Source organism: Haloferax sp. DFSO52, from assembly GCF_048158745.1.
GTDB lineage: Archaea > Halobacteriota > Halobacteria > Halobacteriales > Haloferacaceae > Haloferax.
The window spans coordinates 356,217-370,619 of the sequence record NZ_JBLOPB010000001.1 but is presented as its reverse complement, the minus strand read 5'-3'; the positions used below and the strand labels follow the sequence as shown (position 1 = coordinate 370,619).

16 protein-coding genes and 2 tRNA genes are annotated in these 14,403 nt (G+C 61.0%); 13 read left to right on the top strand and 5 right to left on the bottom strand.

Annotated features, from left to right (window positions below; all coding sequences use genetic code 11):
• Positions 1–18 precede the first annotated feature (18 nt).
• On the bottom strand, positions 19–1,023 hold the full coding sequence (locus tag ACK3SC_RS01950) for a mannose-1-phosphate guanylyltransferase (protein WP_416838442.1): 1,005 nt from the start codon (positions 1,021–1,023) through the stop codon (positions 19–21).
• Positions 1,024–1,098: 75 nt separating this feature from the next.
• Positions 1,099–1,383: a hypothetical protein gene (locus tag ACK3SC_RS01945; protein WP_416838441.1), complete on the bottom strand. Its 285-nt coding sequence runs from the start codon at positions 1,381–1,383 to the stop codon at positions 1,099–1,101.
• Positions 1,384–1,531: 148 nt separating this feature from the next.
• Between ACK3SC_RS01945 and ACK3SC_RS01940 the strand changes: the two genes are divergently transcribed.
• The 3 genes from ACK3SC_RS01940 (at position 1,532) to ACK3SC_RS01930 (ending at position 3,623) form a co-directional block, all read left to right on the top strand.
• Complete coding sequence (locus ACK3SC_RS01940; RefSeq protein WP_416838440.1) at positions 1,532–2,467, top strand: replication factor A; 936 nt, start codon at positions 1,532–1,534, stop codon at positions 2,465–2,467.
• Positions 2,468–3,058, top strand: coding sequence for an RPA family protein (locus tag ACK3SC_RS01935; RefSeq protein ID WP_416838439.1), 591 nt, complete (start codon positions 2,468–2,470; stop codon positions 3,056–3,058). It abuts the gene before it with no gap.
• Between the two features lie 148 nt (positions 3,059–3,206).
• Complete coding sequence (locus ACK3SC_RS01930) at positions 3,207–3,623, top strand: ribbon-helix-helix protein, CopG family (protein WP_416838438.1); 417 nt, start codon at positions 3,207–3,209, stop codon at positions 3,621–3,623.
• A gap of 45 nt (positions 3,624–3,668) precedes the next feature.
• On the opposite strand, the gene ACK3SC_RS01925 is transcribed toward ACK3SC_RS01930, so the two are convergent.
• Positions 3,669–4,130, bottom strand: coding sequence for a DUF5814 domain-containing protein (locus tag ACK3SC_RS01925; protein WP_416838437.1), 462 nt, complete (start codon positions 4,128–4,130; stop codon positions 3,669–3,671).
• 95 nt (positions 4,131–4,225) lie between these two features.
• Here ACK3SC_RS01925 and ACK3SC_RS01920 point away from each other — a divergent pair, with 95 nt between their 5' ends.
• The 5 genes from ACK3SC_RS01920 to ACK3SC_RS01900 all read left to right on the top strand — a co-directional run bounded on the left by ACK3SC_RS01920 (position 4,226) and on the right by ACK3SC_RS01900 (position 6,807).
• Complete coding sequence (locus ACK3SC_RS01920; RefSeq protein WP_416838436.1) at positions 4,226–4,870, top strand: NADPH-dependent F420 reductase; 645 nt, start codon at positions 4,226–4,228, stop codon at positions 4,868–4,870.
• 83 nt (positions 4,871–4,953) lie between these two features.
• Positions 4,954–5,026: transfer RNA gene (locus ACK3SC_RS01915), tRNA-His, on the top strand.
• 195 nt (positions 5,027–5,221) lie between these two features.
• A complete protein-coding gene (locus tag ACK3SC_RS01910; protein WP_416838435.1) occupies positions 5,222–5,632 on the top strand; it encodes a hypothetical protein in 411 nt (136 codons plus the stop codon).
• A 72-nt stretch (positions 5,633–5,704) separates the two neighbouring features.
• Positions 5,705–5,827 (top strand): hypothetical protein, encoded by a 123-nt coding sequence (locus tag ACK3SC_RS01905; RefSeq protein ID WP_416838434.1) that lies wholly within the window; start codon positions 5,705–5,707, stop codon positions 5,825–5,827.
• Positions 5,828–5,985: 158 nt separating this feature from the next.
• Positions 5,986–6,807: a competence/damage-inducible protein A gene (locus ACK3SC_RS01900; protein ID WP_416838433.1), complete on the top strand. Its 822-nt coding sequence runs from the start codon at positions 5,986–5,988 to the stop codon at positions 6,805–6,807.
• A 14-nt stretch (positions 6,808–6,821) separates the two neighbouring features.
• Here the strand turns inward: ACK3SC_RS01900 and ACK3SC_RS01895 are convergent, their stop codons facing one another.
• The gene (locus tag ACK3SC_RS01895) at positions 6,822–7,994 is read right to left on the bottom strand and encodes a CBS domain-containing protein (protein ID WP_416838432.1); all 1,173 of its coding nucleotides are present in this window, start codon (positions 7,992–7,994) and stop codon (positions 6,822–6,824) included.
• A gap of 256 nt (positions 7,995–8,250) precedes the next feature.
• Between ACK3SC_RS01895 and ACK3SC_RS01890 the strand changes: the two genes are divergently transcribed.
• The 5 genes from ACK3SC_RS01890 (at position 8,251) to ACK3SC_RS01870 (ending at position 13,423) form a co-directional block, all read left to right on the top strand.
• Positions 8,251–8,634 carry a cupin domain-containing protein gene (locus ACK3SC_RS01890; RefSeq protein WP_416838431.1) on the top strand — a complete coding sequence of 128 codons (384 nt, stop codon included), beginning with the start codon at positions 8,251–8,253 and terminating at the stop codon, positions 8,632–8,634.
• A gap of 122 nt (positions 8,635–8,756) precedes the next feature.
• Positions 8,757–10,811, top strand: coding sequence for a DEAD/DEAH box helicase (locus ACK3SC_RS01885; protein WP_416838430.1), 2,055 nt, complete (start codon positions 8,757–8,759; stop codon positions 10,809–10,811).
• A gap of 95 nt (positions 10,812–10,906) precedes the next feature.
• Positions 10,907–12,763, top strand: coding sequence for an SLC13 family permease (locus ACK3SC_RS01880; protein WP_416838429.1), 1,857 nt, complete (start codon positions 10,907–10,909; stop codon positions 12,761–12,763).
• A gap of 49 nt (positions 12,764–12,812) precedes the next feature.
• Positions 12,813–12,885, top strand: a tRNA-Pro gene (locus ACK3SC_RS01875).
• A 268-nt stretch (positions 12,886–13,153) separates the two neighbouring features.
• Complete coding sequence (locus tag ACK3SC_RS01870) at positions 13,154–13,423, top strand: hypothetical protein (RefSeq protein WP_416838428.1); 270 nt, start codon at positions 13,154–13,156, stop codon at positions 13,421–13,423.
• 314 nt (positions 13,424–13,737) lie between these two features.
• On the opposite strand, the gene ACK3SC_RS01865 is transcribed toward ACK3SC_RS01870, so the two are convergent.
• Positions 13,738–14,361, bottom strand: a complete 624-nt coding sequence (locus ACK3SC_RS01865) for a hypothetical protein (protein ID WP_416838427.1) — start codon at positions 14,359–14,361, stop codon at positions 13,738–13,740.
• Positions 14,362–14,403: the final 42 nt, after the last annotated feature.

Here is a 14,403-nt window from a genome sequence, read left to right as displayed (position 1 = left end):
ATTCGCCCCTTCGAAGGGCTAAAATCGCCCGTCGGCTTTCAATTTCGCGACTACCTCGCGGACACGCTGTGCGTCGGCTTTCGGAACGACGAGCACCTCGTCGTCCCACGAGACCACCGCGAGGTCGGAGACGCCGACGAGTGAGACGTTCGCGCCGTCGGTGGCGACGACGTTGTCGGCAGCATCGACGAACGTGGGGTCGTCGCCGAGTGCCACGTTGCCATCGTCGTCGGGGGTGAGAATACGGGCGAGTGCGTCCCACGAGCCTAAATCGTCCCACTCGAAGTGGACGGGAACGACTGCCGCGTCGGTCGCGCGCTCCATCACGGCGTAGTCGATACTGACCGACTCGACGGCCTCGAATCCGGCCTGCGGGTCGCCGTCGTCGAGCGCATCGACCAGCGGTTCGAGGGGCGAGTCGCGGGCGGCCGAAAAGAGCGCGTCGGGCGTCCACGCGAACATCCCAGCGTTCCAGAGATAGCCCCGCTCGACGTATCGCGTCGCCGTCTCCTCGTCCGGTTTCTCGTGGAAGGCGACGAGACTGCGGTAATCGCCCCGGTCTGTGCCGGGTTCGATGTATCCATAGCCAGTGTCCGGGCGAGTCGGGTCGATGCCGAAGGCGACGAGCGAGTCTGTGTCGGCGGCGACACGGGCACCGCGGGCGATATCCTCCGAAAAACCGTCGCCGACGTGGTGGTCGCTCGGGAGGACGACGACGAGCGGGTCGTCGTACAGCGCTGCGATTCGGTGGGTTGCGTAGACGAGCGCCGGGCCGGTGTCTTTGGCCGCCGGTTCGACGACGACATCGGCGTCGGGTGCGTGGTCTGCAATCTGGTCGGCGAACGCCGGGCGGGTGGAGACGACGACGTGGTCGGCGAAGTCGGCACGGGAGACGGTCGCCGAGAGGAGTGACTGGTCACCGTCGAACGAGAGGAACTGTTTGGGACGGGAACTCCGGCTCGCGGGGAAGAGACGCGTGCCGGTGCCGCCAGCGAGGACGAGTGCGACGATTGGGCGGTCCATACCGCCGGGTCACACTGCAGACCCAAAACTCACGCCGTTCAACTCACACAATCTCGACGCACGCCGGCTCGGTGGTTACCACGTCTCGACGATGCCTTCGCGGATATCCTCGGCACACCCCTGACAGTCGGGATGGTCCGGGTCGAAACAGGCCGGGCGGCCCTTCGCGTCGATGGCGACGGCGCGGCGCTCGGCGTGTCGTCGGCAGACGATTTGTGCACGGCCCTCAGAATCTCGGGGCAGCGACTCGAACCTGTCCGACGACGCGTGGCCGTCTCGATAGGCGCGTTTGACCTCCTCGTACCGCTTCCCGGCGGTCCGGGCGGCGCTTCGGATGATGCTTTCGAGGCGGTCGTCCATGCAAAGGGATGTGTGCCCCGTGGCTATCAATTCCTCGTTCATTCGGAGGTGCTGTTCACTTTCACTCCGCCTCAGACATTTTTATATGAATACGCATCCAAGCTCCGTATGCCTCCCAATGGAAACCAAGGTGGAGGCGAGGAAGACCATGACTGATTTGCGAACCCACGCAGCGGAGATAGCTGAACAGTTCTCGGACCATCTAGACGTGTCCACAGACGACGTCGAGGAGCGCCTCGAACGCCTCGTCAGCGAGTACCGCGTCCCTGTCGACGAAGCACGGCGGAGCGTCGTCAACAGTTACCTCGACGAAGCAGGTATCGAGCGCGACGAGCTCGGCGGCGGTGCCGGCGGCAACGAACAGACCCTGCTCAACGACATCGACCAGGACGAACAGTGGGTCGACGTGCGAGCGAAAGTCGTCGACCTCTGGGAACCCCGGAGCGACTCCATCGCACAGGTCGGCCTGCTCGGCGACGAATCCGGCCGGATGAAGTTCGTCTCGTTCACCACGTCCGAACTCCCCGAACTCGAAGAAGGGAAATCGTACGCGCTGGGGAACGTCGTCACCGACGAGTACCAGGGCAACTTCTCCGTGAAGCTCAACCGGACGACGAGCATCACGGAACTCGACGAAGAAATCGAAGTCGGCGACGACTCGACTGCCGTCGAAGGTGCCCTCGTGGACATCCAGTCCGGAAGCGGCCTCATCAAACGCTGTCCCGAAGAGGACTGCACGCGCGTCCTCCAGAACGGGCGGTGTTCCGAACACGGCAACGTCGAAGGCGAGTTCGACCTTCGCATCAAGGCCGTCCTCGACGACGGCGACGAGGTCCACGAAGTCATCTTCAACCGGGAGATGACCGAGGAACTGACTGGCATCGAACTGGACGAAGCGAAGCAAATGGCCATGGACGCCCTCGACACCACCATCGTCGAAGAGGAGATGCGCGGTGACCTCGTTGGGTACTACTACCGCGTCACCGGCCCGACGTTCGGCCGATACGTGCTCGCGAACGAAGTCGAGCAACTCGGTGCACCAACAGATGCTGAAGAACTGCTGATCAAAGCGAGGTCGATGTAAATGAGTTCCAACGAGATTCCCACCCGAGAGGTCGCCCGACGCGTCTTTGCACAGGAGTTCAACGACGCCGGTTACACGTTCAAAGAGTCCGACGACGAACGCGCACCCGTCTACTTGCTGCTCCCGACGGGCGAACGCGCGAACCGCGTCTTCCTCGTGGGGACCCTCACCGAGAAAGAAGACGTGGGCGAAGACAACGAGTACTGGCGTGGTCGCATCGTCGACCCGACGGGGACGTTCTTCGTCTACGCCGGCCAGTACCAGCCCGAGGCCGCGAGCGCACTGCGTGACCTCGAAGCGCCCGCGTACGTCGCCGTCGTCGGCAAACCGCGGACCTACGAGACGGACGACGGAAACATCAACGTCTCCGTCCGCCCCGAGTCCATCACCGAAGTCGACGCGGCGACGCGCGACCGCTGGGTGACCGAGACTGCCGAGCGAACGCTCGACCGAATCGGGCGCATCGACGACGAGGGCAACGAGTACGCGCGGATGGCCCGCGAACACTACGACCTCGACGCCGACGAGTACAAAGACGCCGCAATCGCTGCACTCGAAAGCCTCGAACAGGCAGACGAACTGAGCGCGTAACTCGTCGCTATCGAGGCGACAGTTCCCCCAATCGAACCGAATCGACGAACGGTTTCCACCGTTTCGCCCCCATTTTCGGAGCGTTCGACCGGTCGAACACCCCGTCTGACGAAATATTAAGTGGTCAGACTACAGAGCGAACAGTAACATGGGCAACAAGAATAAGACCATCTCGTTCCGCGTCAACGAAGACGCGTTCGAGACACTCCGGGAGATAGCCGAAGAGCGGGACATCTCCCTGTCCGCCGTCTTCCGCGACTACGTGGACACGTTAGTTGCCCACGACGGTCAGGTACAGGTCGTCCCGAAACACGAACTGGAGACGCTCCGCGAGAGCGACGAGACGTCGTTCCCGCCGACCGTCGAGGTTCCGAAGAGTTTCATCCGCGAACACGAGCGCCTCGAACTCGAGGCCGACCACCTCCGCGAGCAACTCGAAGAGCACAAAAATTACGTGAACTACCTCCGCGAAGAACTCGAAAGCGACCGTGACGACGTCGAAGAGGTCATCCAACTGGAGGACCTCGACGCCGCGAGCGACGAACCCTCCTTTCGACTCGGATAACTGACGGCCTTTGTCGCGGGCGCAAAGATCCGCCCGCAGCCGACTTCAGCGCGGACCGACGAGGTCCTTCTTCGCTTGCCGCGCTTCCTGTTGCATCTCTCTGTCGCCTTCGACGTCAGCGAGCGCTTCGACCGATTCGAGCGTCCGAACCGAGTTGTCGAGGAACGACAGCACGTCGCCGGGGTAGGCGTACACCATGTATTCGTCGCTCATCACGTCCACGATGGCGTCGGGGCCGAGGCCCTGTGCCCGGAGTTCGAGCAGGTAGGCGATGAACTTGCGCTCAGGGTAGCCAGTGTAGATGTCGTCCGAGTTCTCGCAGTCGAGGAAGTCCTCTGCGAAGTCGAGGAGTCGGTCACGGGTCGCGCCGTTGACCTTCGTCAGGCCTTCGCCGGAGTAGAGCACTTCGAGCGTCGCCCCGCTGAAGACGCGTTTCGGGATGTTCGCGTCCAGCTGGGAGACGATTTGGCGGTGATTTTTGAGATAGATTTTGTCCGTGATAGCCACGCGTAGACGTTCATTTGGCGTTGAGGAGCAAAAGATTCCCGCTCTCGCTGGCGTCCGACGCGGGCTATATTTCTGCCGGGACCCTATGTACAGAAATGGAGACAACTCGTGTCGGAATTCTCGGGAGTGGTGACGTGGGGCGCGCACTCGGGCGGGGGTTCGACCGCCACGGGTGGGACGTGATGCTCGGGACCCGAAATCCGGACGAACTTCGAGCGCAACTGGACCCAAGCGACGGCGATGTCTCTGTCGGAACCTTCGAAGAGGCGGCCGCGTACGGCGATGTCGTCGTCCTTGCAGTCCTCGGTGATGCCGCCGAAGCCGTCGTCGAGATGGCCGGCTCAGAGAACTTTGCAGCGAAACTCGTCCTCGACGCGACGAATCCACTCGACTTCTCCAGCGGTGTTCCGCATCTCTCGCTCGGTGGAACTGACTCGCTCGGCGAACGGATTCAAGAGGCGCTTCCCGACGCCTCGGTGGTGAAGTGCTTCAACACCGTCTCGAATATCCAGATGATAGACCCCGAATTCGACGAGGAGACGCCACCGATGTTCATCTGTGGCAACGACGACGATGCCAAAGCACAGACCGAAGAGATAGTGGTCGAACTCGGATGGCCCAGTGTGATGGACGTGGGCGATATCACGTCGGCGCGGTATCTGGAGGCGCTCGTGCCGCTTTGGGTTCGCGTGGGGTCGAATCTCGGGACGTGGAAACACGCCTTCAAAGCGGTGCAGTAGGGTGTGGACTGTGAGGTTCTGTCACTCCGGGGCCGTAGCGTAACGTATTTTAGTCGTAGCGGATTACAGATGGTTGCAGCGTGTCCGGGTTGGGGTAGTGGACTATCCTTCAGCCTTGTGGAGGCTGAGACGCGGGTTCAATTCTCGCACCTGGACCTTCTTCACATTCTCACCCTTCGAGCGTGTGCTCACGGCAGTGAGCACCGCGAGTACCAATCGAGAATGTGCGAAGTCCGACGGAGAGAATTGAATCGGGGAGGTCGCGCACAGCGAACGAAGTGAGCGACTGGGGTTCAATTCTCGCACCGACCATCCCACAAAACACATACATCATCTATTAGACAGCAACCTGTGCGACCCTCCACACTCACCCTCGTCCTCGCCATCGTTCTCCTCTCTACCGGCTGTCTCGGCGTCACTCCAAGCACCGAACCGACACGGACGGAAACCACCCAAACAACAACAGCGACGCCAACGCCAACATCCACGCCAACGCCGACACCGAACCCACCGATTAGCGACGATGAAGCGAAAGAACGGGCACTCGACCACCATGAAACACAGACGCTCGACTCGATAGACCACTACGACAGATACGGCGTCGGTCACGGGTCGGCACGTGTGACGAACCGGACGGGAAGCGGTGTGTACGTCCACTTCGAACAGGAGTACTGGTACACGAGTGGCGACGTAGAAGCAGACAGGGTTACCGAAGCGACGTACTTCGTAAACGAGACGACCGTCCGGCAGGTCTACCGGTAGGCGAGACCGAGAAACCACTCACATCGTTTCCCACCAGAACAAAGTGTGACAACGCACAACATACTACACGGTATGCGTCCCCCAACCCTTCGCACAGACGAATCGATATTCGACCGCATCCGCGACGCGATACTCAACCGGGGCGACCCGGAAGACAACGAAGATCCAGTGGGGCCGACTGTCCCCGCAGGCTAACCACTCGCTGGGACTGTCGCAGCGGTCACGACTCCGAACTTTTCGCGGTCCTCGTCGCAGACGAACGCCCGCTTCGAGAGGTGACTCGAGTGAGAGATATCGGCGGGGACTGCGCAAAACGGGTACGCCTTTCTTTCATCGACACGACTGAACACCCAATGAACGTCGCCATCCTCACCGTCGGCAACGAACTCCTCGCAGGCGACATCGAGAACACGAACGCGACGTGGCTAGCCAAGCGACTCACCGACGGGGGAGCGACAGTGGCCCGGATTCAGACGGTTCCAGACGACCACGAAGTCATCGCCGGCGTCGTCGCGGCGTGGAGCGCCGATTTCGACGCGGTCATCGTGACCGGTGGACTGGGCGGAACGCCGGACGATATCACCATGGAGGCCGTCGCCGCCGGTCTAGAGCGTGAGTTCGTCGTCAACGAGGAGGCCGCCGAACAGGTCGAAACGACCATCGCGGCGATTCTCGAACGCCGGCCCGACATCGACTTCGACCTCGACGTAGAGTGGTACGCCTCGATGCCAGCGGGTGCGGAGGTACTCGCGAATGACGAGGGACTCGCACCGGGGTGCCGGGCAGGGAACGTCTACGTCCTGCCGGGGATTCCGGACGAGATGAAACCGATGTTCGACGGGATTTCGGAGCGATTCGCCGGCGACAGAGTGTCGCGTGAGTTCTACGCCGATGCACCGGAGGGCGCAGTCGCCCGCGAACTCGGCCTCGCTGCCGAGCGGTTCGGCGTCGAAGTCGGCAGTTACCCAAATCGAGGTGGGCCGACGCGAATCAAACTCACTGGCTCCGACTCGGCCGTTCTCGACGACGCCGTCTCGTGGGTCTGGGAACACGCGACAGTCGACCTCTACGAGAGTGAAGCCGCAATCGAACGATCACGAGAAGACGCGGACCGAAACCAAGCCAACCGAGAAGACACGACCCGAACCGAAGAAGTCCGGGAAGAACCGAAGTAAGAGGGAGTACGAGGTTAGCGAAGTTGCGGAAGGCCGCCTTCGTTCCGGGCCATCGTGTCGAGTGAGCCGCGACTGCGGATGATGTTGAAGGCGGTCACGAGGTCCGACCGCGAGACGAGGCCGACGAACTCGCCCTGTTCGTCGACGACCGGGAGTCGGCCCACACTGCGTTCTTGCATGAGTGCAATCGCGTCCATCGCGTCCGCCGATGGGTCGATGGTCGCGAGTTCGTCGCTCATGATGTCTTCGACCAGGTAGGCGTCTCGTTCGACTTCTCTGACACCGCGGGCGTCGTCGAGGGTGACCATCCCGACGAGGTGGCCGTTCTGGAGGACCGGATAGCCGGTGTGTCGCTCGACGAACATCCGTTCGAGGAGTTCGGTGACGCTCGCTTTCTCGTCGATAACGTCGAGATTCTCTCGGGTGGTCATGATGTCGTTGACGACGACGTCCTGGAACGTCGCTTTGAGCACGGTCTGTTGGGCTTCGCCGGACGCGCCCATGTAGATGAAAAAGGCCAGTGCGACCAGGAAGAGGTTGAAGAACAGCCCGAAGATACCGAGGAGGAACGCGAACACCTTCCCGACTTCGGCGGCCATCTGGGTCGCCTTGGCGTGGGGGCGATTCCGGGCGAGAAGCGCACGGAGCACTCGGCCACCGTCCATCGGGAATCCGGGGAGCATGTTGAACACGGCGAGTGAGATGTTCATCAAGGCAAGGTAGCCCGTGACGAACTTCAGGGGTCCCAGCGAGTCCGGGAGTGCGATAAACCCGGCGTACGCGACGACGCCGATGGCGACAGAGACGAGTGGGCCAGCGACTGCAATCGTGAACTCCTGTTTCCAGTCTTCTGGAATCTCTTTGAATCGAGCGACGCCGCCGAAGAGCCACAGGGTAATCGACTCGATCTCGTAGCCGTACCGCATCGCGACGAGCGAGTGGCCGAACTCGTGGAGGAGAACGCCAGCAAACAACCCGATTGCGGCCGCACTGCCCAGAATCCACTGTATCGAGCCATCAGAGAGTGCGTCCCCGTCGATAGAGGCCCCGAAGAGGTTGTTGATGAGGAGTGAGAGATTCCCGACGTCAGACCCGATAAGCCACGCGAAAAGCGGGAGGATGAGGAGAAACGTGAGGTCCAACCTGATCGGGATGCCGAAGACACTACCGATGCGGATTCCTCGCATACCGCTACTAGTCACGCAGGGGGCTTAAGTAATCAGGGCAGTGGAGAGATGGAAGAGCGGTCGGTGGACGAGAGTCCAGCAGGTCGATGAGAATCCAGTAAGTCGATGAGAATCCAGTAAGTCGATGAGAATCCAGTAAGTCGATGAGAATCCAGTAAGTCGATGAGAATCCAGTAAGTCGATGAGAGTCCAGCAGGTAGATGAGAGTCCAGTTACGGGAGCAAGGCTTACGCGGACCGACGATACACACATAGACATGAGCGATTCTCGACCGAAACCGGTCGTCAAGCGTGGCGAGGATGTCGACTACGAATCGGTTGGCGCTGCCGACGGCATGTCGAAAGGCGTCCTCATCTCCGGCGACGACGGCGCACCGAACTTCGCGATTCGGCGGTTCGTCCTCGACGGCGGTGCCTCGGTTCCGAAACACACGAACGAAGTCGAACACGAACAGCACGTCCTCTCTGGGCGGTACGTCGTCGGCATCGGCGACGAAGAGTTCGAAGTCGAGGCGGGCGACTCACTGTTCATCCCCGCTGGCGTCGTCCACTGGTACCGAAACGAATCCGACGAGGAAGGGTCGTTCCTCTGCGCCGTCCCGAACGGTGACGACGCGATCGAACTCGTCGACGACAAGTAGCCACAGCAACAGACACGCAGAGAGGACGCGACACAGTCACACCACGGACGAGACGCGCAGACGAACCTCAGACACGACGCGCAGACGAATCCCTGAAATACCACGTCACCGTAGCAGGCATCGTGTCTAAACAGGTCACCCGCGTCGACACGCTCTTTCTCCACCAGATGGACGACGACTATCTCGTCGTGGTCCAGCGAGAGGGAAAGCGGGTGCTCCGCGGCAAACTCGAACTCAAAGAGACGAACGCGGGCCCCCGTCCGTTGCGATTCCTCGTCATCCGAAAGGGCGAAGAAACGCCACGAGACCCGAGTCAGTTCGTCGAACTCGCTCGGTCTGCCTCTCGAATCCGTATCTCACAGCAGACCTCCCAGCACGGCCGTGAGGAACTCAAAGCGATGCTCGACGGCTATCAACTGGAGGCGCTCGTCGTCCGAACCTGTCGCCGATGCTCGGCGAACGGCCGCTACTCCCCCATCACCGACGAGACGGCTATCAAAGCCGAACACGAGTACGTCTGCCGCGACTGTGCCGTCCGCGAACTCGAACAGGAACTCTCCTTCGCTGGCGGCCTCACGAGAGCAGCCCAGGACCGCCTCGAAGAACTCCTCTACGAGACGGGCGACCTGACTCGTATCACGAACCTCTTACAGGGCGAGTTGGACCCCGACCTGACGAAGTTCGACACCATCAGCGCGACGACTGAAGACGTCGATTTGGTCGATACGGCCGACCTCGATATCCATCCGAACCTCAAGTCGATGCTGACAGAGCGGTTCGAGACGTTGCTCCCGGTGCAGAGTCTCGCCGTCCGAAACGGCACGCTCGACGGCGACGACCAACTGGTGGTCAGTGCCACCGCGACGGGGAAGACGCTCATCGGCGAACTCGCCGGTATCGACCGCATGCTGAAGGGCAACGGGAAGATGCTCTTTCTCGTCCCGCTCGTCGCCCTCGCCAACCAGAAACACGAGGATTTCAAGGAACGCTATGGCCACCTCGGAAACGTCACGATTCGCGTCGGCGCGAGCAGAATCAACGACGACGGGAACCGGTTCGACCCGAACGCCGACGTCATCGTCGGTACCTACGAAGGTATCGACCACGCGCTCCGGACGGGCAAAGACCTCGGGGACATCGGCACCGTCGTCATCGACGAGGTTCACACGCTGAAAGAAGAAGAGCGCGGCCACCGTCTCGACGGCATGATTTCGCGGTTGAAATACTACTGCGAGAACCGCGCAAAAGGCCGCGACAACTACGACGGCGCGCAGTGGATTTACCTCTCTGCGACCGTCGGCAACCCGAAGTGGCTTGCGCAGCGCCTGAAGGCGAAACTCATCGAGTACGAAGACCGACCGGTTCCCATCGAGCGACACGTCACCTTCGCAAGCGGACAAGAGAAACCTCGCATCGAGAACCGACTCGTGAAACGGGCGTTCGACACGAAGTCCTCGAAGGGCTACCGCGGCCAGACGATTATCTTCACCAACTCACGACGACGCTGTCACGAGATTTCCCGCAAGTTGGAGTACAACGCCGCCCCGTACCACGCCGGATTGGACTACAAGCGCCGAAAGCGGGTCGAACGACAGTTCGCCAATCAGGACCTCGCGGCCGTCGTCACCACCGCTGCACTCGCCGCCGGTGTCGACTTCCCCGCGTCACAGGTCATCTTCGACACGCTGGCGATGGGCATTGAGTGGCTCTCTGTCCAGGAGTTCAGCCAGATGCTCGGGCGCGCCGGCCGACCAGATTACCACGACAAAGGGACCGTCTACCTGCTCGTCGAACCCGACGCCGCCTACCACAACTCGATGGAGATGACCGAAGACGAAGTCGCGTTCAAACTCCTGAAAGGTGAGATGGAGGAGGTCAGAACGGTCTACGACGAGTCGTCGGCCGCCGAAGAGACGCTGGCGAACATCGTCGTCGCCGGCAAGAAAGCGAAATCGCTCAACGACCGAATGCTCGGCGAGGTGCCGACGACTCACGCAGTCGGCAAACTGCTCGAATGGGGCTTCATCGACGGCCTCGATCCGACACCGCTCGGCGTCGCCGTCACGAGACAGTTCCTCGCTCCGAAAGAGGCGTTCCGCATCCTCGACGGTATTCGGAGTGGGTTGTCACCGTACGATATCGTCGCTGACCTCGAACTCGCCGAAGACGACCGATAACCAGCGTCAACCGCGACCACCGAGACGAGACAGTCGGCCAAAAGAGACGTTCCGCATCCCGCACGCTTTTCGGGTGCCAGCGCGTCGATACGTGCGTGGTAGCGATAACGCCGGCAATCATCGTCGTCTTCGCCGTCATCCTCGTCGCGTTACTGTTCTTTGCGACAGAGCCGGTTCCGGTCGACGTGACGGCAATCGGCATCATGGTGACGTTGATGCTGATTCAACCCGCCTCGGAGGCACTCGTAGGCGCGGGTCTGCTCGGCGAACCAATCATTCTCTTCGAGTCGTATCCCGGCGACGCACTCTCCGGATTCGCCAACACGGCGACGTTGACGGTGCTCGCGATGTTCATCCTGAGCGATGGCGTCCAGCGAACCGGTGTCATCCAGATACTCGGTGCGAAAGTGTCTGCACTCACTGGCGACAGCGAGTTGAAGCAACTGACCGCGACAGTCGGCCTCGTCGGGCCGATATCGGGATTTATCAACAACACCGCCGCCGTGGCGATTCTGTTGCCGATGGTGACGGACCTCGCAGAACGCGGGCGAACGTCGCCGTCGAAACTGCTCTTGCCGCTGTCGTACGCCTCGATGTTCGGCGGAATGTTGACGCTCATCGGAACCTCGACCAACATCCTCGCCAGCGACGTGTACGCCCGTATCACCGGTGAAGCGCCCTTCTCGATGTTCGAATTCACCGCACTGGGTGCCGTTGTCATGGTCGTCGGAACAGTCTACCTCCTGACGATTGGCCGCCGACTGACCCCCTCGCGAATCGAACCGCGACTCGACCTGACCGAAGAGTTCGAACTGGCGGAGTACCTGACCGAAGTGGTCGTCCGAGACGATTCACCACTCATCGGCCAACAGGTCCAGAAAGCGCTCGTCGAGACGGATTTCGACGTCGACCTGCTGCAACTGATTCGTGGTGACAGCGTCTTCCTCGAACCACTCGGCCCGAAGGAGATACAAGCCGGTGACGTGTTCACCGTCAGAACCGACCGCAACACGCTGGTCGACCTGCTCGACATGGAGGGGTTGGACATCGTGCCGGCGACGGTGACCGAAGACGAACTCGAAATCGCAGGCGAAGGCCAGAACCTCGTCGAAGTAGTCATCGCACCGGGGTCGTCGCTCGTCGGCGAGTCGCTCGCGACCGCGAGTTTCCGCCAGCGATACAACGCCACCGTCCTCGCTCTCCGTCGTGGTGGCGAACTCATCCGCCGCCGGATGGACAACCTCCCGCTCCGTGTCGGTGACACGTTGCTCGTACAGGCGACGGTCGAGAGTGTCGAACGTCTCGACACCAACCGTGACTTCATCGTCGCACAGGAGATCGAGCGCCACGACTTCCGCGAATCGAAGATTCCCGTCGCCGTCGGCATCGTCGCTGGCGTCGTCGGGTTGGCAGCGCTCAACTTCATTCCAATCGTCGTCGCCGCGTTGCTCGGGTCGCTCGCGATGGTCGCGACGAAATGCCTTCGGCCGACCGAACTGTACGACGCCGTCCAGTGGGACGTCATCTTCCTGCTTGCGGGCGTCATCCCGCTGGGGATTGCGATGGAGAACTCCGGGGCGGCCGAACTCCTCGCCGAGATGGTCGTCATGAGTGGTGACGTGCTGCCGCTTCTCGCCGTCCTCGGTGTCTTCTACTTCGTGACGGCGCTGTTGACGAACATCATCTCGAACAACGCGAGCGTCGTCCTCATGATTCCCGTCGCTATCGAAGCGGCGACCACACTGGGCGCATCGCCCTTCTCGTTCGTTCTCGCGGTCATGTTCGCGGCATCGACGGCGTTCATGACGCCGGTTGGCTACCAGACGAACCTGTTCGTCTACGGTCCCGGCGGCTACAAGTTCACTGACTACATGCGCGTCGGCGGTCCGCTTCAGTTGGTTCTCGGCGTCGTGACCACCCTCGGGGTGGCGTATTTCTTCCCGCTTACCTGACGAATCAGAACGAAACCCTTTACATTGGGACGAAAAGAGATGTATATGCGGGACCGTGGGTTAGCCTGGTATACTTCGGGCCTTGGGTGCCCGTGACCCCGGTTCAAATCCGGGCGGTCCCACTTCTACGCGAACTCGACTCCCGAGCACCGCGTAGGGTGTGCGAGCACCTTCTGAATCCGTGGTGCGTGGACGAAGACGGATTTGAACCAGTGAGCAACTTGTTGCGAGTGAGGTTCACACGAGCGAAGCGAGTGTGAGCACGTGGACTTCTGTCCACGATGTTCACAATCCGGGCGGTCCCTACTTTTCACGAAGCAACAACCACGAAACCCGAACACTCTCCGACAGCTATATGTACCATGCTACCAAGCCCCACAGTGTATCGCTATGAAGCCGTGCCACAGCTGTCAGGCGGTCATCGACGAGTACATCCTGGACAAACAACTCGAGAACCTGCGCGACCTCACAGTCGACGATTTCAACATCTGTGCGGACTGTGCGACCATCGTCGACGATGCGTGTGTGGAATGCGGTAACGCGGTCTACGTCCCGCGAGGGAAGGCAGTCACGCCCGACTACTGCCCGGCGTGTCGGTCTGACCTCATCGCACGAACCGGCCACGACCCCGGGTGGAACTGCGACACCATCTCGTCCTGAACGAGAACGCAGTTCTCACCTTGTTTCTGCTGTCGCAGCACCGATTGGCGAGCGACCAGTCACTCGTCACTCGACGATTCCTTATCGAACGCCCGAAGCAACTGCTCCGGGAGGGAGTCGGGTGAGACGATCGAGACGATGTCGCCGGCTTCGATTCGAGTGTTCCCGTTCGGGGTGATGTAGAGACACGTTTCGTACTCCTCGCGACCTTACAACACGATGCCAGCGTGTTCAACTATCGTTATAAGAGACTTGGCCGCGTCTGCGGCCGTGTCTTCTCCGCCTGCACCTGCCGCCAGTCGATGTCGAGGATTCTATGCACAGATTTCTTCGTACGGTGGAAGTGTGTAACTGGACACCCCGTTCACATCGATCCAAGTCCAAGTGTCACTGGTCGCACCGACCCTCGCTGTGAAGGTGTGCGTGAACCCCGCTCCTCCGAGAGTGGACCGGAGGAGCGTCTCGGGGGAGTTTGCAGGGATGGTAACGCCTGAACTGGAAACCGCACCGAATGGCCAAACGGTACGCCAGACTAACCACACATCTTGGTTCGTGGGGTTCTCAGCGAAGAGTTTCAAGTAATTGCCATTACACTCGGCTCTAACCGTCACACCAGTCACACAAGAGTCCACGACAAGCTGACTTCCGACCACGTTCACGGGTGAGTCCTCTTCGGGGTCGTACTCTTTTCCAGGTAACGCACCGACAGTATACGTCCCGGGAGGAACGTCCGTGAGTGTTCTGACGCGGTCGTCACGAGTGAGTATCTCCGTGTACGAGGCAGGTCCAGAGATATCGACGGTCACCGGTGCAATTCCACTGCTGTATTCGAGTTCGATGACCTCGCACTCGGGGGAGGAGGCCTTCACCTCGAAGTATCCGGGCGTTCCCTCCTGTGGTGCTGCACCTGCAGTACCGGCCCCAAGTCCGAGGAGCACACCTGCCCCGGCTAGCTTGAGGATTCGACGTCGCCCTGCGAC